17 protein-coding genes and 1 pseudogene are annotated in these 20,010 nt (G+C 71.4%); 7 read left to right on the top strand and 11 right to left on the bottom strand.

Annotated elements, in window-relative coordinates; translation table 11 throughout:
- Positions 1–56: 56 nt before the first annotated feature.
- Positions 57–689 (bottom strand): TetR/AcrR family transcriptional regulator, encoded by a 633-nt coding sequence (locus AB0L06_RS12675; RefSeq protein WP_500231095.1) that lies wholly within the window; start codon positions 687–689, stop codon positions 57–59.
- Positions 690–764: 75 nt separating this feature from the next.
- Between AB0L06_RS12675 and AB0L06_RS12670 the strand changes: the two genes are divergently transcribed.
- Complete coding sequence (locus AB0L06_RS12670) at positions 765–1,391, top strand: FMN-dependent NADH-azoreductase (protein ID WP_500231094.1); 627 nt, start codon at positions 765–767, stop codon at positions 1,389–1,391.
- 156 nt (positions 1,392–1,547) lie between these two features.
- On the opposite strand, the gene AB0L06_RS12665 is transcribed toward AB0L06_RS12670, so the two are convergent.
- The 4 genes and pseudogenes from AB0L06_RS12665 to AB0L06_RS12650 all read right to left on the bottom strand — a co-directional run bounded on the left by AB0L06_RS12665 (position 1,548) and on the right by AB0L06_RS12650 (position 2,973).
- Positions 1,548–1,946, bottom strand: coding sequence for a DUF7144 family membrane protein (locus tag AB0L06_RS12665; RefSeq protein ID WP_500231093.1), 399 nt, complete (start codon positions 1,944–1,946; stop codon positions 1,548–1,550).
- Between the two features lie 286 nt (positions 1,947–2,232).
- Positions 2,233–2,487, bottom strand: coding sequence for a response regulator transcription factor (locus AB0L06_RS12660; protein ID WP_500231317.1), 255 nt, complete (start codon positions 2,485–2,487; stop codon positions 2,233–2,235).
- A gap of 172 nt (positions 2,488–2,659) precedes the next feature.
- Positions 2,660–2,734, bottom strand: a pseudogene (locus tag AB0L06_RS12655) (hypothetical protein); the annotation flags it as partial.
- On the bottom strand, positions 2,731–2,973 hold the full coding sequence (locus tag AB0L06_RS12650) for a hypothetical protein (protein ID WP_500231092.1): 243 nt from the start codon (positions 2,971–2,973) through the stop codon (positions 2,731–2,733). The pseudogene AB0L06_RS12655 and the gene AB0L06_RS12650, both read right to left, overlap by 4 nt.
- Positions 2,974–3,254: 281 nt before the next feature.
- Here AB0L06_RS12650 and AB0L06_RS12645 point away from each other — a divergent pair, with 281 nt between their 5' ends.
- The 5 genes from AB0L06_RS12645 to AB0L06_RS12625 all read left to right on the top strand — a co-directional run bounded on the left by AB0L06_RS12645 (position 3,255) and on the right by AB0L06_RS12625 (position 10,915).
- On the top strand, positions 3,255–5,147 hold the full coding sequence (locus tag AB0L06_RS12645; RefSeq protein WP_500231091.1) for a protein-arginine deiminase family protein: 1,893 nt from the start codon (positions 3,255–3,257) through the stop codon (positions 5,145–5,147).
- 271 nt (positions 5,148–5,418) lie between these two features.
- Positions 5,419–6,228: an ABC transporter ATP-binding protein gene (locus AB0L06_RS12640; protein WP_500231090.1), complete on the top strand. Its 810-nt coding sequence runs from the start codon at positions 5,419–5,421 to the stop codon at positions 6,226–6,228.
- Positions 6,222–8,645 carry an FtsX-like permease family protein gene (locus tag AB0L06_RS12635; RefSeq protein WP_500231089.1) on the top strand — a complete coding sequence of 808 codons (2,424 nt, stop codon included), beginning with the start codon at positions 6,222–6,224 and terminating at the stop codon, positions 8,643–8,645. The genes AB0L06_RS12640 and AB0L06_RS12635 overlap by 7 nt, the downstream gene beginning before the upstream one ends.
- Positions 8,646–8,852: 207 nt before the next feature.
- Entirely contained in the window at positions 8,853–10,232 is a 1,380-nt protein-coding gene (locus AB0L06_RS12630) for a sensor histidine kinase (RefSeq protein ID WP_500231088.1), read from the top strand.
- Positions 10,229–10,915 (top strand): response regulator transcription factor, encoded by a 687-nt coding sequence (locus AB0L06_RS12625; RefSeq protein ID WP_500231087.1) that lies wholly within the window; start codon positions 10,229–10,231, stop codon positions 10,913–10,915. Before AB0L06_RS12630 ends, AB0L06_RS12625 begins: the two co-directional genes overlap by 4 nt.
- 7 nt (positions 10,916–10,922) lie before the next feature.
- Here AB0L06_RS12625 and AB0L06_RS12620 read toward each other — a convergent pair whose 3' ends face one another.
- The 3 genes from AB0L06_RS12620 to AB0L06_RS12610 form a co-directional block, all read right to left on the bottom strand.
- A complete protein-coding gene (locus AB0L06_RS12620; RefSeq protein ID WP_500231086.1) occupies positions 10,923–11,741 on the bottom strand; it encodes an ABC transporter permease in 819 nt (272 codons plus the stop codon).
- A complete protein-coding gene (locus AB0L06_RS12615) occupies positions 11,738–12,658 on the bottom strand; it encodes an ATP-binding cassette domain-containing protein (RefSeq protein WP_500231085.1) in 921 nt (306 codons plus the stop codon). The genes AB0L06_RS12620 and AB0L06_RS12615 overlap by 4 nt, the downstream gene beginning before the upstream one ends.
- Positions 12,659–12,878: 220 nt before the next feature.
- Entirely contained in the window at positions 12,879–13,688 is an 810-nt protein-coding gene (locus AB0L06_RS12610) for an SGNH/GDSL hydrolase family protein (protein ID WP_500231084.1), read from the bottom strand.
- A gap of 353 nt (positions 13,689–14,041) precedes the next feature.
- Between AB0L06_RS12610 and AB0L06_RS12605 the strand changes: the two genes are divergently transcribed.
- Complete coding sequence (locus AB0L06_RS12605) at positions 14,042–16,288, top strand: M9 family metallopeptidase (RefSeq protein WP_500231083.1); 2,247 nt, start codon at positions 14,042–14,044, stop codon at positions 16,286–16,288.
- A gap of 224 nt (positions 16,289–16,512) precedes the next feature.
- On the opposite strand, the gene AB0L06_RS12600 is transcribed toward AB0L06_RS12605, so the two are convergent.
- The 3 genes from AB0L06_RS12600 to AB0L06_RS12590 are packed head-to-tail and all read right to left on the bottom strand — an operon-like array spanning position 16,513 to position 19,896.
- A complete protein-coding gene (locus AB0L06_RS12600) occupies positions 16,513–17,157 on the bottom strand; it encodes a helix-turn-helix transcriptional regulator (RefSeq protein WP_500231082.1) in 645 nt (214 codons plus the stop codon).
- A gap of 52 nt (positions 17,158–17,209) precedes the next feature.
- Complete coding sequence (locus tag AB0L06_RS12595; protein WP_500231081.1) at positions 17,210–18,526, bottom strand: MFS transporter; 1,317 nt, start codon at positions 18,524–18,526, stop codon at positions 17,210–17,212.
- The gene (locus tag AB0L06_RS12590; protein ID WP_500231080.1) at positions 18,523–19,896 is read right to left on the bottom strand and encodes an ATP-grasp domain-containing protein; all 1,374 of its coding nucleotides are present in this window, start codon (positions 19,894–19,896) and stop codon (positions 18,523–18,525) included. The genes AB0L06_RS12595 and AB0L06_RS12590 overlap by 4 nt, the downstream gene beginning before the upstream one ends.
- Positions 19,897–20,010 lie beyond the last annotated feature (114 nt).

The following is a 20,010-nucleotide window of genomic DNA, read 5'->3' as shown; positions in this document are numbered from 1 at the left end:
TTCGGGCATGCCGCCCCGGCCGGGGACGGCATGCGCCAGGAGGAACGGAGGAGGGGTCAGCCGGGTGCGGCGAGGGAGCGGGCAAGGCCGGCCAGCTCGGCCGAGATCCCGGCCAGGTCCCGGTTCCGCTCGGTGAGCCAGTGGGCGATCATCTCGCCGGAGAGCGCCGCGAGGAGCGCTTCGGCGCGGAGCTCCGGGGCGGGGGCTCCGGCCGACTCCAGCAGGTGGCGGCAGTGCGTCCGCCACAGCACGTGCGCACCGCTGCGGAAGCGGGCGCCCGGAGCGGCGGTCTGCGACAGCAGGACGAGCTCCAGCTGCTCGGCGACCAGTTCCACATAGCCCGAGACGAAGGCGGCCAGCCGGTCGACCGGGTCGGCCCCCGGGCCGAGCGGCGGGGGGCCGGAGAGCATCCGCCCCTGGAACTCGCGTTCGCGCTCGTCCAGGAGGGCCATCGCGAGACCGGCCTTGTCGGTGAAGCCGCGGTAGAGGGTCCCGACGCCCACTCCGGCCTCCTTGGCGACGGCCTGCATCGTGACCTTGTCCACGCCGTCCCGCGCGAACAGACGCTCGGCCGCGTCCAGAACCTTGCCCCGGTTGCGCGTCGCGTCCGCGCGTGTGCGTCCGCGTCCGACCGCGGGTTCGCCGGCGGCGAGCGGCAGGGACGGGCGCCTTGACGAAACGGAATCCATTCCGTTATCTTCCTCCATGAAACGGAACCTATTCCGTTTCGGTTGAGCTGTCCACCTGAACTGCGGAGATCGACCATGTCACGTCTGTTGCACATCAGCGCCTCGCCCCGCGGCGCCGCCTCGGAGTCCCTGAAGCTGGCGGACGCCTTCCTCGACACCTACCGGCAGGCCCACCCCGAGGACAAGGTCGAGCACTTCGACCTCTGGGACGGATCCCTGCCCGAGTTCGGCCCGGCCGCCGCCGCCGCGAAGATGGACGTGTTCGCCGGCGTCGAGCCGTCCGGCGAGGGCGCCGCCGCCTGGGAGGCCGCCGCGTCGACGTTCGCCCGCTTCGACGCGGCCGACCGCTACCTGTTCTCGGTGCCCATGTGGAACGCCGGGGTGCCCTACATCCTCAAGCAGTTCATCGACGTCGTCTCCCAGCCCGGCATGCTGTTCGGTTTCGACCCTGCGACCGGCTACTCGGGCCTGATGACGGGCAAGAAGGCCGCGGTGCTCTACACCGGCGCGGTCTGGGGCGAGGACCGCGGTCCCGCGTTCGGCAGCGACTTCCAGAAGCCGTTCTTCGAGGACTGGCTGAACTGGGCCGGGATCACCGACGTCACCAGCGTCCGCTTCCAGCCCAACCTCGTCACCGCCGACGCCGACTCGGCCCGCGAGAAGGCGCTCGCCGCCGCCCGCGACGCCGCCGCGTCCTTCTGATTCCGAACCGCCGGACTGGCTCCGAGCCACCGAGTCACCCCCGGCTGATTTCGTCGGGTCGTGTCCCCGGGGGCGGTCACGACCCGGCGCCCCCGGGACGGCGCGTGCTGACGCTGTCGAGGGGGCGCGCGGTGGTGGTGCCTCCGCCGGCCCGGGTCAGGCCCGGGCTCCGTGCGGAGCGCTGATCAGGCCGTAGATGACCAGGATCGCCAGGACGATGTTGATCACCGACCAGACCGGATAGGCGGCCAGGAACGCGAACTGGCCGATCATCACGAGCGCGGCGAGGAAGACTCCCGCGGCGCGCGCCCAGGTCTGCCCGGCCAGGATGCCGATGCCGACGGCGATCTGGATGATCCCGATGATCAGCCAGATCCAGCCCCAGGCGGTGTAGTTGAAGAGCAGGAGGTGGCCGCTGTTGGTGACGAAGTAGTGATGGTTGAACAGAGCCACCAGGCCGTCGATGACGTTGAAGAATCCGAGCAGAGTGGCGAGCACCCCGGCGAATCCGAGCCATCCGGAATAGGAGGTGCGCGGTGCTGGAGCGGTGGTCATGATGACCTCGCTTTCTCGCGGCCCTGGCGTGGACGGGCCTGCCGATCGGGCGGCGAACGAGAGGCCGCCGGATGTCCCGTCGCCGGTGACCACCTGGACCACGCCGAGGATCAGTGGAATCCAGCCCCAGGTGGTGAAATCGAGAATAATCTCGCCCCGAAAAGTCCCCGATCCACCGATTTCGGAAACCGGAATCGCGGAGGAGGGGAATCTGATTTGGCGGAGATTTGGGCGGGGCATTGCCGGTCGGGTCGGCCCTTTCCCGAGGCGCCGGGACGTGCCGCCGCTAGCCGACGTGGCCGTTCTCCCAGGCCCAGGCGGCGATCTCGACGCGGTTGCGGACGCCGAGTTTGCGATGGATGTGCGCCACGTGGGTCTTGGCGGTGCCGGGTGAGATGAACAACTCGGCCGCGATCTCGGCGTTGGTGTGTCCCCGGGCGACCAGGCTCGCGACCTGCGCCTCGCGCTCGGTGAGACGCGGGTCCGGCTCGTCCGGGGCGGTGGGGCCGGTCCGGAAGTGGTCGAGGAGGCGCGCGGTGATCGCCGGGCTGATGAGCGCGTCGCCGGCCGCCGCGGCGCGGACGCCCTCGACGAGCAGGGTGGGTCCGGACCGTTTCAGCAGGAAGCCGCAGGCGCCGGCGCGCAGGGCCGTCGTCTTCGTGGAGCATGTGGACGGTGCGGTCCATGGACGCCATCGCGCGCAGCCCGGCGTCCTCGATGCGCTTGAGCGCGGCGCGCGCCACCTCGGGATCGGGGCCGACCTGGGCCGCCTGCGCTTGGACGATCATGCCGCTGACGTCGTGCGCGACGAAGTCGTGCAGGTCGCGGGCGGGACGACGTGCAGGGTCAGTCTCAGCGGAAGGACGGTGATCGCGGCGGCCATGGCCGTTCCGCCGAGCGCGGCGGCGCGGCCGGGCGCTCGCCGTACCGTCAGCCTGAGTGTCAGGGCCGATATGCCCAGTTCGGCCAGCCACCACAGTGCCGTCCGGTTGTCGGCGGGTCCCTCGTAGAGGAGGGTCACCGCCATCGATACGATGGCCGCCAGGGGCACTACCACACCCCGCCTGACGTGCGGAAATGTCAGTAGGGCCAGTGCGGCGGCACCCGCGAGCCAGGCCGCGCCGGTGATCGGGAGGCCGACGCGAGAGGTGTCCGCGACGGCCGGCAGGGCCGTCGCGGCGAGGCCCGCGACACACCACAGAACGCGGCGGCGCGGCTTTCGGACCATGCCGACGGCCGATGCGACCGTCCGGATGATCCATCGAACGGCCGATGTCCGGCGGAGGCTCCGGAGCCGAGGCTGTCCTCATGAACGATCACTCACGCATCGTCAACATCGGCATGGCGGCGATCGCCTCGGCCGCCGTGCTCGCCGGCCTGGCGGCCCCCGCGACGGCGAACGCGCCGTCGCGGGCCATGCTGCGCGCCGACACCGATCGCGACGGCCGCCTGACGCCCGCCGACGACGCCGGACGCGGCGCCTGGACCGCGACGCGCGGCGCGATCATGCTGCCGAACCTGGACGACGACCAGTCCCGCTGCCCGACGGCGGCCACGGCCGGAGCGCGGCTCACCGACGCCGCGCTGGCCGCGTGCGACGACGCGTCCGACGATGTGGTGAACGGCGCGTCCGACCTCGCGGACCTCGCGCGGCTGGAGATCCCGGCGATGCGGGACGTTTCGTCCGACGCGAGGGCGACGCTGCTGCCGGACGCCCGCTCGCGTGCCAAGGTCCGGGTCTTCATCGAGCGTGGAGGCGCGTTCGTCGCGCTCGGGGCGGACGGCGCCGTGCGCGCGGACGAGCTGCGCCGCGGGGTCCGGCTCGCGATCGAGGCGCGCGACGTCGTCCGCGATCCCGCCGTCTGGTCGGGGTTCACCGACCTCACCCTGACCGTCGCCGACCGGGGCGCCACGCAGACCGACCGGGTGCGGATGCGCGTCGCGCCGGTGCTCTTCCAGAACGACCTCATGCCGTTGAACCGGGTGGTCGTGGCGAACCCCAAGGCGCCCGAGACCCTCGAAGGACGAAAGGCCCCGCGCAGGCCGCTCGCGGGAGCGGACGAGTACCGGCGTGACCTGCGGAAGGCCCTGGACGCGGACGGTCTGCGCAAGCCGTTCGTCGAGTCGCCGGCGGGCGGCGACCGGTGGATGGGCGACATGTACAAGACCGCCTACGCCTCGATGCCGGGTCCGGGCGGGACAGAGCATCGCATTGTGGTGAACCTCCGGTCGCCCGCCGTCACGCCGGACTTCCCCGCCCGTGACCGTCCGCTGCGCGACGCGTCCCGTCCGGTGTTCACGATGCTGCGCGGGCCGGGCGTGGCAGGGATCCAGCAGTTCGACGCCACACGCGTCGACCGTCCGGACGACAACCTCTACTACGGCTCCGCCAGTTCGACCGGCAACTTCGGGACGATCCCGCCGTCCCCCGGTTACCCCACCGGACGGATCGTGTACGGCGGTGAGGGCAAGTTCGTGCCCGACCCGACGTTCACCAAGATGCTCGCCGCGCAGGGCTACCAGGCCCCGGTCGTCGTGGACACGACCTGGCTCGGGGTCGGGCACATCGACGAGTTCATGCACTTCGTCCCCGCGCGCAACAGCCGGGGCTGGGCCATGGTGGTCGCCGATCCGCGCCTGGGCCTGAACATCCTGAAGAACCTCGCCGGGAGCGGCGGCGGATCCCAACGCCTGGTCGAAGGCGTCGCCCCGTCGAAGACCGACAATCCCGGCATGACCGTGGCGCAGGCCCTGCGCGATCCGGCGCTGGTGGACGGCACCCGCATCGCGGGCCGGGGAGTCGACAAGGCCCTGCGGCAACTGCGCGACCAGGCGGGCATCACCGAGAAGGACATCGTCCGCGTCCCGGCGCTGTTCACCAAGCTCGCTCTGCCCAAGGGCTACCCGCGCACCGATCTGACCGTCGCGTACCTGCCGGACGCCGCCAACGGCATCGCCACCGGCACACGCGCGCGCGGCTACCTCGCCCCTGCCCAGCACGGTCCGCGCCGGAACGGGAAGGACCTGTTCGAGCAGGCCACCGAGAGCGCGCTGCGGAACGTCGGCGTCCACGTCCGCTGGATCGAGGACTGGGACTACGCCCACCACGTCGGCACCGCCGGCGGCGACATCCACTGCGTCACGAACGTCGACCGCGACCTGCGCGGCACGACCCCCTGGTGGGCGGCCCGGCGACCCTGAACGCGAACCGCGGGCGGCGGCGTCCGACGCGCACCGCCGGGATCCCTGACCCCGAGGTCACCTTCCATGGCCCCTGACCGACATCGGAACCACCATCTGCTCCGGGCGGACGCGAACACCACGCGTCCGCCCGCTCCGCTTCGAGGGCGATCTTCGGGGATTACTCAGGGGTGATCTCAGGGATGAGCCCGGAGGCGCCAGGTCGGGCGCGGCCCTAGTCTTCAGTGCGTCGAGGCCGGAGCGCCTCGTTCGTTCCCCTGAAAGTAGAAGCATGTTCTGGAGATTCTCTTCGGCGGCGTCCTCGCCGGAGCCCGCCGACGTCACCGACGTGGCGGACGACCAGGCGGTCGTCCGCCTGGTCGACGTCCGCAAGACCTACGGAGGCGGCGACGGCGAGATCGCCGCCCTGGACGGGGTCAGCCTGGCGTTCCACGCCGGGACGTTCACGGCGATCATGGGCCCGTCCGGCTCGGGGAAGTCGACGCTGCTGCAGTGCGCGGCGGGGCTCGACCGCGTGGACTCCGGAAGGGTCCTCCTGGACGGGGCGCCGCTGCACCGGCTCTCCGAGCGGGCGCTGACCGAGTTGCGCCGGGACCGGATGGGCTTCATCTTCCAGTCCTTCAACCTGGTCGCGGCGCTGACGGCCCGGCAGAACGTGGAACTGCCGCTGCGGCTGGCCGGACGCAGGATCGACCCGGCGGCCATCGACCAGGGGCTGGCCGCCGTCGGGCTCTCCGAGCGGAGCGAACACCGTCCGGCGGAGTTGTCGGGCGGTCAGCAGCAGCGGGTCGCCATCGCGCGGGCCCTGGTGACCAGGCCCAAGGTGCTCTTCGCGGACGAGCCGACCGGCGCGCTGGACTCCCGCGCCGCGCGCGACGTCCTGGCGCTGCTGCGCGGCATCGTGGCGGACCACGGCCAGACGGTGGTCATGGTGACGCACGATCCGGTGGCCGCGTCCCGCGCGCAGCGCGTGGTCTTCCTCGCCGACGGCCAGGTCACCGGCGAACTGTCCGACCCGACGGCCGAGACCGTCGCCCTGCGGATGGCCGCCCTGGAGCCCGCCGAGGCGGACGCGTGCTGAGGATCTCCGTCGCCACCCTGCGCCACCGCCTGACGGGCTTCGTGGGCGCCTTCATCGCGCTCGCACTCGGGACGACGATGATCGGCATGATGGCGCTGACCCTCGCGGCCACCATCGGCACACCGCATCCGGGCCCGCAGCGTTTCAAGAACGCCCCGGTCGTGGTCGCGCCGCTGGGCTTCGAGGGGAATCCGCTGAAGTCCCCCGCCGTCCTCCCGGCGGACGTGGTCGCGAAGGTGACCGCGGCCGGGCACGCCACGGCCGACCGCGGCTTCCCCGTCCGGCTCACCAGCGGGCCGTCGAAGGTCACCGGGCATCCCTGGTCGTCGGCCGCGTTCGCGCGCTACCGCCTCACGGCCGGACGCGCCCCGGCGTCCGCGGACGAGATCGCCATCGGCGGCGGCTCCGCGGCGTCGATCGGACGCCAGGTCCCGGTGGCCACGCCCGACGGCGTCCGCCCGTACCGGGTGGTCGGCGTCACCGGCGCGCTGTGGTTCGAGAACGCCGTGTTCTTCGGCGACGCGGAGGCGGCGCGCCTCTCCCCCGGTGTGAACGCGCTGGTCAGCGACCAGGATCCGGCCCGGCTGTCCAAGCTCGTGGGCGACCGGGCGGCCGTCCTCGCGGGCGACGACCGGGTCCAGGCGGACCCGGACGACACCGGAGGATCCGCCGAACTGGCCAACGCGCAGGGCATGGCGGGCAGCACGACCGGGCTCGCCGTGAGCGTCGCCGTGTTCGTGGTCGTCGCGACCTTCGCCTTCGCCGCCGAGCAGCGCCGCCGCGAGCTGGCGCTCCTGCGGCTGGTCGGCGCCGCTCCCCGGCAGGTGCGGCGCATGGTGCTCGGCGAGGCCCTGCTGATCGGCGTGGCCGCGGCGGTCGTCGGATGCGTGCTCGCGCCGTTCGCCACCATCCCGCTGCACTCCTGGATGCTCGACCACGGCGTGGCCCCGTCCTGGTTCACCATCCCGTTCAACATCGTGCCGCTGCTGATCGCCTTCGTCCTCGGCGTGGGCGCCGCGCTGGCCGGAGCGGGCGCGACGCTCCTGCGCGTCTCCCTGATCCGTCCGATCGAGGTGCTGCGCGAGAGCGTGGTGGAGCGCCGCGCGCTGACGCCGATCCGCCTCCTGCTGGGGACGGCGATGCTGGCCGGTGCGGTCATCGCCGGCGTCCAGATCGCCCGGACCGAGCCGTACCTCGCGACGTCCGTCCGCAAGTACGAGGCGGTCCCGGTGCTCTACGTCGGCGCGCTCGCCCTGCTGTCGCCGCTCCTCCTGCGTCCCGTCACCCGGCTGCTGATCGCGCCGTTGCGCCGCTCCGCGAAGGCCGGACCCTTGCTGGTCCGCCAGAACATCCTCACCTCCAGGCGCCGGACGGCCGCCATCGTGACGCCGATCGTCCTGGCCGTCGGCCTGGTCGGCACCCTGATGACGCTGCAGAAGTCCAGCGACGCCGCGACGCTCGTCCGGCAGCGCCAGGAGATCCGCGCGTCCGCCGTGGTCATGCCGGACGGCGGCACACGGATCGACGCCGGGACGCTCGCCCGCCTCAAGGCCGTCCCCGGTGTCCAGGTCACCCCGGTCACCACGATGAACGTCCGGATCGGAACCGCCCACGGCAAGCAGATCGACTCGCTGACCACGAACGCGGTGCCCACCCAGGCGCTGAACGACACCATCCGGCCGCCCGTCCACGCCGGTTCCCTCGCCGCGCTCCCCGAGAACTTCCTGGTCATCGACGAGCACGCGGCCGAATCCGACGACCTCGCACCCGGCGACCACGTGATCGCCCTCCTGCCGTCCGGCAAGCGGATCCCGACCGTCATCTCGGCCGTCGTCGGCCGCGGCCCACACGGCGACGACACCTACATCTCGTCCTCACTCACGGACGAGACCACGGCCACCCAGGTCTACCTGAACTCCACCGGCCCCCTCGACACCCCCGCGGTGACCCGGGCCCTGGCGGGCACCGGCGCCCACCTCATGACCTACGACGCCTACCTCGCGGCCGAACGCGCACACTTCGAACAGCAGACGAACAACGCCGCAGTGGTGATCCTGGGAATCGCCCTGGCCTACTCGCTGATCGCGATCGCCAACACCCTGGTCATGGCCATGTCCGCACGCCGCCGCGAGTTCACCGGCCTGGGACTGGCCGGAGCCACCCGCGCCCAGCTGATCCGGATCTCCGCCGCCGAATCCGCCATCGCAGTGGTCGTGGGCACCATCCTCGCCGGCGTCGCAACCGTCCTGGCGGCCGTCACCCAACACGTCTCGCTGGCCAAACTCGCCGCCGACGCCCCCACCGTCATCCCCTGGCCCCAGATCACCGCGGCCATCGCCCTCTGCACCCTCATAGCCCTGGCCACCGCCGCCACCACCACCTGGCAAACCACCCGCCCCCACTCCACCGCTCCCTGACCTCGGGACGCGCCGGCTCTGGTGCATTCCAAAGCGGGCCGCCGACCCGGAGGCAAGGCGTTCGCCGCCAAGGCCACCGGGTCGGCGGCCCGCTGTTCCGACGCTGAGGTTGCTTACTTTTGGCAGTAATCCTGCTGGGGGGCGGCTTGTAGCGTGGCCGGGGTGGTGCGGGTTGTCAGGGTCGGGCTGGTTTGGGCTGTTGTGGCCATGCCGGTGGTCGTTGGTGGGTTGATCCCGGTTCAGGGGACGGACTGGCGGTGGTGGGGCGCGGTCGCCGGGGTCGGGGTCATCGGGGCGGCCGTGGCCGGGTGGGTGAGGCCCCAAGTTGGGTTGTTGCTGGTCATCGGGCTCACGACGGTTCAGGGGAACTTCGCGTTCGCGATTCCGGTCGTGGCCTATCTGACCGGACGGCGGGCCGGACAGGCTCGTCCGGTGGTGTGGCTGTTCTCGGCGGTGTGCGTCGGCGGGACGGTCTTCAACCTCGCCCGTGGGAACGACGTGACCGAGTGGTTTCCACTGACGATCTGGCTGGTGCTGCTAGGGGTTTTGCCTTGGCTTGTGGGGCGGTACCGGCAGCAGTATCAGGCGCTCGTGCGCGCGGGGTGGGAGCGGGTCGAGCAGTTGGAGCGGGAGCAGCGGATCGTCGCCGAGCGGGAGCGGCTCCGGGAGCGGGCTCGGATCGCTCAGGACATGCACGATTCGCTCGGGCACGAGTTGGCACTTCTTGCCGTAAGGGCGGGAGCGTTGCAGGTCGCGGCGGATCTGCCGGAGCATCACCGGAAGGCGGCGGCCGAGCTGCGCGCGGGCGCGGCGGACGCGACCGACCGGCTGCACGAGATCATCGGGCTGTTGCGGGACGACGCCGACGGGTCGGTAGCGGGGCTCGTGCGCCGGGCGGCCTCGTCGGGGATGGACGTCCGGCTGGTCGAGGACGGGGTTCCGGTGGACGCGCGGACGGCGTACCGGGTCGTCCAGGAAGGGCTGACGAACGCGGCCAAGCATGCGCCGGGGGCGGCCGTCGTGGTGCGGGTCGACGGGACGTCCGTGACCGTGACCAATGGCCCCTCGGAGGAAACGTCGCAGCTCACCGGGGGTGGGCATGGGCTGGACGGGTTGGCCGGGCGGGTTCGTGAGCTGCATGCCGGGGCCATGCCGGACGGCGGGTTCGAGGTGCGGGCCGTCCTGGCCCGGCCGGAGAACGGGACGCAGGACGAGCTGACGCGGCACAGGCGGCAGATGCGGCGGGGGCTCGTCGTGACGTTCGCGGTCCCGGCGGGGCTCGTCGCCGCGTTGTCGGTGGTGATGGTCGGTTACTACGCCTACGCGACGCTGAACTCGGTGTTGCGGCCCGGCGACTTCGCGGCGCTGCGGGTCGGACAGGCGCAGAGCGACGTGGAGCGGGTCCTGCCCCGAATGGAGCTGATCAGCCCGGACGCCGATCGGGTGAGGTCGTTCCCGGAGGCGCCCGCCGGGGCCCGGTGCCGGTATTTCCGGGCGGACGGGAACCTGCTGGGGCTCGGAGAGGTTTACCGGCTGTGCTTCCAGAACGACAGGCTGGCCGCGAAGGACGCGAGGTCGGCGCCGTGATCCGCGTGCTGCTCGCCGACGACGAGGCCATGATCCGGGCGGGGGTGCGGGCGATCCTGTCCGCCGACACCGGCGTCGAGGTGGTCGCCGAGGCCGGGGACGGGCGGGCGGCGATCGAGATGGCCCGCGCGCACCGCCCGGACGTGGTGCTCCTCGACATCCGGATGCCCAGGCTGGACGGCCTGTCCGCGGCGGCCGAGCTGCGCCGCGCCGTTCCGGGCACGGCCGTCGTCATGCTCACGACGTTCGGCGAGGACGAGTACATCGAGCGGGCGCTGGCGGACGGCGCCGCCGGGTTCCTGCTGAAATCCGGGGATCCGCACGAGCTGATCGCGGGCGTCCGGGCCGTCGCGGACGGGGCGGCGTACCTGTCGCCGCGGGTGGCGCAGCGGCTGATCAGCGAGCTCGGCGGCGGGCGGCTGACCCGCCGGGCGGCGGCGCGGCGGCGGACCGCCGTCCTGTCGCCGCGCGAGACCGAGGTGCTGGCGCTGGTGGGGGCCGGTCTGTCCAACGCGGAGATCGCCGCGCGGCTGCACGTCGTCGAGGGGACCGTCAAGGCGTACGTGAGCTCGGTGCTGGCCCGCCTGGACGTCCGGAACCGGGTGCAGGCGGCGATCATCGCCTACGAGGCCGGCATGGTGGACGCCCCGGACGGGCCGCACCGGTTCGACGGGCCGCGCTGAGCCGCGGTCACGCGTCCCGGCGAACCAGGCTGAAACGGCCGAACAGCATGGCCGCCGCCGTCCATGCCACCAGGACGGCCAGTCCGATCGAGCCCCGGTAGGGGGCGTCCTCGGCGATCCCCATGAAGGTGCGTCCGGCGCTGCTCGGCAGGCTCTCGGCCAGCGGACGCGACACCGCCGGGCCGGTGAGCAGCATCGGCAGTGCCATCAGGCCGAGGAACGCCGTGGTCAGCGTGCCCGCCGTGCTGCGCAGCAGCGTCGCGAGGCCGAGCACGAAGACGCAGATCAGGCCCAGGTAGAGGGCGAACGCCAGGATGTCGGACATCGCGTCCGCCCAGGTGAAGCGGCCCCAGTCGCCCAGCGCGAATCCCGCCGCGGCCGTGCCGGCCACTCCGAGCAGCACGCCGAGCGGGACCACCACGGACGCCACGACCAGCGCCTTCGCCGTGAGGACGCGTCCGCGCGGCGGCACCCAGGTGAACGTCGGACGGATCGTCCCGGACGCGTACTCGCCCGTCATCACCAAAATCGCCAGCGCGATCGGGACGAACTGGATCAGATCGACCGTCCCGATCGCGGTGCCGCTGACCGAGACGATCCCCTGGTCGTCGCCGCGCTGCGCATTGGTGTTGTCATCGACGACCGACTGCCCGACGCTGAACGCGATCACCACCATCAGTCCCATCGAGATCGCCAGCGACCACCACGTGGAGCGCAGCGACCAGACCTTCGTCCACTCCGCCGCGAACGCGTTCCTCAACCCCGCCCCCGCGCTCACACCCGTTGCCGTCCCCGCGCTCACACCCGTCGCCGTCCCCGCGTTCATGCCCGCACCTCCACGCGCGGCTCGGCGACGCCGAACTCGACGCTCGTGCTGGTCAGCTCCATGTACGCCTCCTCCAACGACCGCTGCCGGGCGGTCAGCTCGAACAGCGGCACCCCGGCCTCGTGCGCGAGCGTCCCGACCTGTTCGGCGGACGCGTCGGACACGGTCAGCTCGTCGTCGGGCCCGATCGCCACGTCCAGACCGGCGGAGGTCAGGCGGGCGGCCAGCTCGCGGGCGCGCGGACTGCGCACCCGGACCCGGGTTCCGGACGCGACGACCTCAGCCATCGGGGCGTCCGCGAGGAGCCGTCCGCGTCCGATCACCACCAGCCGGTCGGCGGTCAGCTGCATCTCGCTCATCAGGTGGCTGGACACGAACACCGTGCGCCCCTCGGCGGCGAGCGACCGCATGAGCCGCCGCATCCACAGCACGCCGTCCGGGTCGAGGCCGTTCACCGGCTCGTCGAACATCAGCACCGCCGGGTCGCCGAGCAGCGCCCCGGCGATGCCGAGCCGCTGGCCCATGCCGAGGGACAGCGTCCCGGCGCGGCGGCGGGCGACCGCCTCCAGGCCGACGAGGTCCAGCACCTCGTCGACGCGCCGTCCGGGCAGGCCGTTGCTGCGCGCCGCCGCCAGCAGGTGCGCCCGGACGGACCGTCCGGGGTGGACGGCCTTGGCGTCGAGCAGCGCGCCCACCTCGCGGAGCGGATGCCGCAGCTCGGCGAACGGACGGCCGTTCACCAGCGCCGTTCCCGCGCTCGGCCGGTCCAGGCCGAGGACCATCCGCATCGTCGTGGACTTCCCGGCGCCGTTGGGGCCGAGGAAGCCGGTGACCTTGCCGGACGCGATGTCCAGCGTGAGGCCGTCCACGGCCGTCCGCTCCCCGAACCGCTTGGTCAGGTCCCGCATCGTGATCATGCGGTCCACGCTAGGAACCGGGCCCGGCCGGGCGGATCGGACGATCGGCACCGGCCGTACCCGACTTTCGTCAGGGCGCCGCCGGGAAGCCGTCAGCCCCTCGGGGGACCCGAGGGGCTGACCGTGTGGTCATTTTCAGGGGCCGAACACCGGACGCCAATTCCGGACGTCAGGTCGCCCCTTCATCACATGACCGAAATACACCGATTTTCGACGTTTCTTACTTGAGCGCCGCCGCGACGCCGTTCTTGAATCCGGGCAGGTAGCCGCTGGACTGGCCGAGCGCGGTGGGGTGGTAGGAGTTCCCGATCGGGATGGTCACCGAGTTCAGCCAGTCGTCGCCCGAGCAGAGCTCGTGGGTGTTGAAGATGGGCCTGACGTCGGAGAACTTGAACCCGGCCCGGGACGAGGCGGCTGAGATCGTGCTGTCGAGGGCGTCGGCGGCGGAGTTCAGGGCGCTCCGCTTGGTGTTGCTCAGGCCGATGCAGATACCGCTGTTCATGTAATAGAGGTGCGGGTATCCGAGCGTCACGAATTTCGCGGACGGAGCCTTGGACTTCATCGCCGAGTAGAGCGTGTCGAGCTGTCCGGGAAGCGTGTTCTGCGCGTACGACTTCGCGTTATTGACCGCCGTCAGACAGGTCGAGTCCGAGCTGAGCACACAGGTCTGCATGACGTCGGCGAACCCGGCGTCGTTGCCGCCGACGGTGATGCTGGCGAGGGTGGTCGAGGAGCTCAGGGCGCTCAGCTGGCCGCTGGTCACCGAGCCGGTCGTGGCGCCGGAGCAGGCGACGAACTTGAACGACGACGGGGCGTTCGCATTGGCCCAGAGCTGCGGATACGCCTTGGTGCTGCGGGAGCAGGAGCCGCTTGAGGAGTCGTAGGAGCCGGCGCCGACGCCGGCCGAGTAGGAGTCGCCGAGCGCGACGTAGTTCTGGCCGGCGGCTTCGGCCGTCCCGGTGGTGAGCAGGGCGCCGCCGAGAATGACGGCGGTACCGGCGGAGAACGCGAGCAGGCGGGGGACGCGCATGGGGCACTCCTGGAACGGGGGGTTTTGATCACCTCACTTATACATCGCGTTGCTAATTACAGTCCCAGTCAAAAAGTGCGCGCTTTTCGGCGAGATTCGCCATTGACCGGAGGCCGCCTCCGGACCTTCTCGCGAAATGGCGCGGAACGCGTCATGACGTGATCGCGCGCCGCGCCGGGATGATCACCCTGAGTGCCGGTGCATGACCGGGCACGAGAACGCATGTCCGTGAACGGCCCGTGAATTGGGCCTTGTTAGGACATGTCGCATGTGACATTTTACAGCCGTCCACACAGACCGGCCGGTCTCGCCCGACTCTCTTCACTCCCCCCGTTCAGAGGAGAAGCTGGCCAATGTCCCCTCGCCGATGGGCGACCACGCTCTTGGTCGCCGCCGCCCTCGCGGCCGGAGGCACGGGCGCTCCCGCCCTCGCCGCCCCGTCCCAGCCCACACCCGCCAAGCCCGCCCCCACCCGCCACGACCGCGAGATCACCGGCCCGACCAGGCTGGTCAAGCCGGACGAGCTGAACGCCAAGAAGGGCGCCAAGCTCCGCGACCCGCTCACACCGTCCCTCAAGAAGGCCCCCAAGAAGCTCCTCAAACCGGCCGCGCTCTCGGCCGCCGCGGCGTCCTGCTCGGTGTCGGACTTCACCGGCAACACCGGAACCGCGCTGGTCAACGCCGTGAAGGCGGCGTCGGTCGACTGCGTCGACACCCTGTTCTCGATCACCGGCCAGGACCAGTACGGCGCCTTCCGTGAGGCGCAGATGGTCACGATCGCGAACGCGCTGCGCACCGACGCCGCGTCCTACAACGGGACGAACTCGACGAGCACCGAGCAGCTCGTCCTGTTCCTGCGGGCGGGCTACTACGTGCAGTACTACAACCCCGGCACGGTCGGCCAGTACACCAAGACGCTGGCCACGGCCACCGAGGGCGCGCTCGACGCCTTCTACGCCAACCCGGCGTCGAGCACGGTCAGCGACGCGAACGGCGAGATCCTGGGCGAGGCGGTCATCCTGATCGACTCCTCGTCGGAGAACGCCCGCTACCTGTACGTGGTGAAGCGCCTGCTCAGCGCCTACAACAGCTCGTACGACGCGTCCTGGTACATGCTGAACGCGGTGAACAACGTGTACACCGTGCTGTTCCGGGGCGAGTGGGTCACCGGTTACCCGGCGGCCGTCCAGGCCGACCCGAGCATCGTGGACGCGGTCTACAACTTCGCCCGCAACCACATGAACATGCTCGGCACCGACAACGCGTTCCTGGTCTCGAACGCGGGTGGCGAGACCGCCCGGTTCGTCCAGTACGCGGGGTTGCAGAGCAAGGTGCGGCCGCTGATCAAGAGCCTGCTCGACAGCAGCTCCATCACCGGCGCCACCGCGGCGCTCTGGGTGCGGGTAGCGGACGTGGCCAACGGCTACGACGCGGCGAACTGCTCGTCCTACGGCACGTGCGACCTGCCCAACCGGGTCAAGCAGGCCGTGCTCACGCAGAGCTACACGTGCAGCGCGAACGTCCTGCACATCATCGCGCAGGCCCTCACCTCGGACGAGGCGAACGCGGCCTGCACGAGCATGCTCAACCAGAACGCCTACTTCCACAACCTCGTGAACGACGGTGGAAAGCCGGTCGCGAACGACAACAACTCCAACATGGAAGTGGTCGTCTTCCATTCGCCGGGCGACTACCAGACCTACGCCGGCGTCATCTTCGGCATCGACACCAACAACGGCGGCATGTACCTCGAGGGCGACCCGTCGTCCACGACGAACACCCCGCGGTTCATCGCCTACCAGCGGCCCGACGACAACGGCTTCGCCGCCCGCATCTGGAACCTGAACCACGAGTACACGCACTACCTCGACGGACGCTACGACCAGTACGGCGACTTCAACGCGTCCACCGTCCGGCCCGACATCTGGTGGGTCGAGGGCGTCGCGGAGTACGTGTCCTACTCGTACCGCAACCTGGCCTACACCGACGCGCTCAACGAGGCCAAGAACCACACCTACTCGCTGAGCACGCTCTTCGACACGACCTATGACAACACCAATGTGAACCGCACCTACCACTGGGGCTACCTGGCGGTCCGGTTCATGTTCGAGAAGCACCCGGCGGACGTCACGAAACTGCTCGGCTACTACCGCGCCGGTAACTACGACGCCGCCTACACCTTCGCCAAGTCCCTCAACTACGACAGCGAGTTCAACTCCTGGCTGGACGCCCTTTCCGGTGGCGGCGGCAACCCTCCCGGTGGTGGCACGACCTGCGACGGAACCGACACCCGCACCCTCGGGAAGGACTGCCAGCGGACCGGCATCTCCGCGACGGCGGGCAACTACGCGTACTTCTACCTGTACGTCCTGGCCGGAACGAGCAGCCTGACCATCACCACGTCCGGAGGCAGCGGGAACGCCGACCTCTACTTCAGCCCGAACTCCTGGGCCACGACCAGCGCCTACACCTCCCGGTCCACGAACTCGGGCAACTCCGAGTCCCTGACCGTCACCGGCCTGAAGGCCGGTGGCTACAACTACGTCAGCCTCTACGCCAACACCGACTTCAACGGCGTGACCGTCTCCACCAAGTACTAGGAGCCCACTGACGAGAACGCCCTCACGGCAATGCCGCGAGGGCGTTCTCCGGTGAGCGGGTTGCGGGTGAGGGACGGTGGCCACGAGGCAACAGGGTGGTCACCGCCGGCGGGAGGCGGTCGGACGGGCGGCCCCTCACGGGCGGGTGTCCGCGAGATGGGCGCGAGTTCCGCTTCGTCCGGCATCAGACAGGGCCGCCGACGGCGACCGCGGGCGGTGGACGGTCAGGGTTCCGGTGGAGGGCCGAGGAGTCCGCCTCGGGCGGCGAGCAGTCCCGCCTGGAACCGGCTCGCCGCGTTGAGGTCGGCCATGATGGACGCGACGTGGCGGCGGCAGGTCCGGACGGACATCCCGAGCCGGCGCGCGACCGTCTCGTCCTTGTCGCCGTTGGCCAGCATGTAGAGGATCGCGGTGCGCAGTTCCGCGGGCTCGCCGGCGTCGGGGCAGCGCCAGCCGTGGTCCCAGGTGTAGGCGAGGGTCCAGAGCAGCTGGTCCACCACCGGCGTGGCGGTGATCTCGACCGGCTCGGAGTCCGGCGGGCCGACGGGAAGCAGTGCGAGCGAGCGGTCGAGGACGGTGACCGGGGCGGGCAGCCGGTCGACGGTGCGGATCTCTCCCCCGGCCTCGCTGAGCATGCTCGCGTAGCCGAGGAAGGCGGGGTCGATCCGGACGGAGTGCGGGAACAGGAGCCGGACCCGGATACCGCCGTCCAGCAGAGCCAGTTCGCGGCGCGCGGATTCGCCGTCGGGCGGTCCGGTGGGCCGGGCAGCGAAGTATTCGACCCGGCAATCGCCTGGGACGCCGGAGCCGGGCGTCCCGGCCTCAGCGCCGGTGGGCGCCTCGGCCACGTGGTGCGGTGGGGTTGCCATGCCCTCAATAAGACACAATTTCCGTCCGCCTTGGCTACGGACACTCACTTCTCTATGCATTGTCCTCTGCCGCGACCGGGGCGTCGCCGCCCGTAGACATAACAGGGGTACCTTCATTTTCCGAATGGCCCGGCGAAGGTTTGTTGTCGGCCTCGGCCAAGGCCGTTGATTTTTCCACTATCCCGCCGCGGGCGGCGAGGACCGCGACCAGCCCGATCGCGCCGCAGAACAGCCAGACCGGCCGTCCGACAGCGTGCCACAGCTCGACGCCGAGCACCGGGCCGAGGGCCGAGCCCAGGCCGAACATGGCGTGGGCCGAGCCCAGGTAGCGGCCGCGCAGGCCGTCCGGGGCGGCCTTGGCCGGGTAGGCGAACATGGTCGGTCCGCCGACGATCTCGCCGAGCGACCACACGACCGTGGCCAGGACGAGCGCGGCGACGCCGAGTGGCACCCAGTACAGCGCGAGGCCGCCCGCGAGCAGCGCGAGCCCGGCGACGCCGACGGCGCGAGCGGGCCAGCCCTGCGTCTTCTTCGTCAGCGGCAGCTCGCACGCGATGACGATGAAACCGTTCAGTGCGACGAGCGCGCCGTACACGACGGTCGGATGCCCGGCCGCCTTCACCGAGAGCGGCAGCACCGCGAGGTACTGGACGTAGATGAGCGAGTTCAGCAGGAACGCGAGCAGGAACAGCAGGTAGCGGCCGTCCGCGAGCACGTCCTTGTAGCCGCCGGACGGCGCCTCCGCGACGACGTCCGGCTCCGAGGCCGCCGCGCCCGATCGTCCGCCGGGCAGGGTCATGTAGGCGATCACCGCGTAGACCAGCGCCGCGATCGCCTCGCCCCAGAACAGCAGGGAGTAGGACGCGGCGAGCAGCAGCGACCCGAACAGCGGCGCGGCGGTCGCGCCGACGTTCTGCGCGAGCCGCAGCATCGCGAACACCATGACCTGCCGCTCGTCCGGCACCATCTCGGCGAGCAGGTTCGCCGAGGCCGGACGGTAGACCTGGGCGAACGCGCCGAGCAGCGCCAGGGCGGCGAGGATCGCCCAGAACTGCGGCGCGTACAGGACGGCCAGCGTGAGCACCGCCGATCCGGCCATCGACAGCACGATCGTCCGGCGGCTGCCGACCCGGTCGGTGAGGCCGCCGCCGGCCAGCAGCCCGAGCACCGTCCCGGCCCCGTACACGCCGAGCCCGATCCCGGCCTCGGTCGTCGAGAAGCCCCGGTGCGTCAGGTACAGGACGAGGAAGACCTGCACGAACGTGCCGAGCCGGTTGACGAGCAGCCCGGCGATGACCGCCCGGACCGGGACCGGCGCCTCCCGCCAGGTCTCCCAGACGCCCGCGGAGCGCGCGCCGCCCGAACTCACCCCGCGCTCCCCGCGGCGCCCCCCGAACCCGCCTCCGAGGCCGCGCGCCAGGACGCCATCGGGGTCGGCTCGGACGGCGGCCCGGACATCGCGGGCCCCGCCGGGACGGACGCGGTGCCGGGCGGCGCGGGCTCCAGCGTGATCGCCTTGGCCGCCGCGTCCAGCGCCTCGCGGCACTCCTCCTCGGTGCCGGCGATCGCGAGGGCGGCGGCGTAGCGCGCCCACATGTACCCGTCCTCGGCGCGTTCGACCAGCTCACCGGGCTGCGCGATGGGGACGACCTTGTCTGTGGCGGGGTGCAGGAGCGACTCGTCCACGCGGAGCGCGCCGAACACCGTGGCGACCTCGGGGTAGAAGAACTCGACGGCGGCGGCGCCGGTCCGGGTGCGCTCCACGGCGGGCGTCCGGCCGACGGCGACGGCCGCGGCGGCGAGCCCCGCGTCGATGCCGGTGACACGTCCGCCCAGGTAGGGGATGAAGTCGCCGCCGAGCCGGCCGTTCAGCTCGACGACCCGGGGGCCGGTCTCGGTGAGGAAGACCTCGGTGTGGGTCAGGCCGGTGTGGAAGCCGAGCGCGGCGTGCGTGTCCTCGAGCACCTTGACCAGCGCGGGGTCGTCGAGAAGCGGGTCGTCCGCGACCAGGACGTGCCCGATCTCCTCGCAGAACGGCTCGTAGCCCTTCCGCTTGTGCGCCAGGTACAGCGGGACGACCTTCCCCTCGAACACGGCCGAGTCGACGCTGATCTCCTCGCCGCGCAGGCACTCCTCGACGAGCACGCCGTACTCGTACTCCTCGACCTCCGGCAGCGTCGTGCCGCGCACCCGCTCGTACGCCTCCTCGAGCGCGTCCGCGGACTCGACCACGATCACCGCGACGCTCGCCGCGAGGGCGCGCGGCTTCACCACGACCGGGTAGCCGATCCGGCCGGCCTCCCGCGCGGCCTCCTCGAACGACGCGACCGCGACGGACGCGGGCTGCGGCACCCCGGCGGCGTCGAGCGCGACGCGGGACAGGTGCTTGTCGCGGCAGCGCTCGACCACGTCCGGGGACACGCCGGGCAACCCGAGCGCCTCGGCGACGCAGGCGGTGGGCCAGATCCGCGCCTCGTCCCAGCAGAGGACGCCGTCGAACGGGTCGGTGTCGTGCACCGCGCGGGCGGCGGAGATCGCGAGGTCGGGCTCCAGCGTGTTCACCACGGTCACGCCGTCCACGTACGCGAGTTCCCAGGACGGCTCGGACTTGGCGAACAGGTGGATCCGGTACTCCCGCGCGATCGACTCGACGAGGTACTCGCGCCACGCCTGCATGCCGGTGGCGATCAGTGCCAGATGCGGGGTTCGCCGCCGGTCGCGGTGCGGACGGACATCCATTCCAGGTCCCCTTCGACTCGGTCATCAACGACGCGTCCTCGGCGACTCGTTCAGCTGCCTCTCGCCGGGCACTGCGCCGCATGGTCCCCCGGCGTCACAAGATCGTCAATGTTC

The sequence above is a fragment of the Spirillospora sp. NPDC052269 genome, assembly GCF_040679435.1.
GTDB lineage: Bacteria > Actinomycetota > Actinomycetes > Streptosporangiales > Streptosporangiaceae > Spirillospora.
The sequence above is the reverse complement of the archived record's forward strand: the minus strand, read 5'-3'. Positions and strand labels throughout refer to the sequence as shown.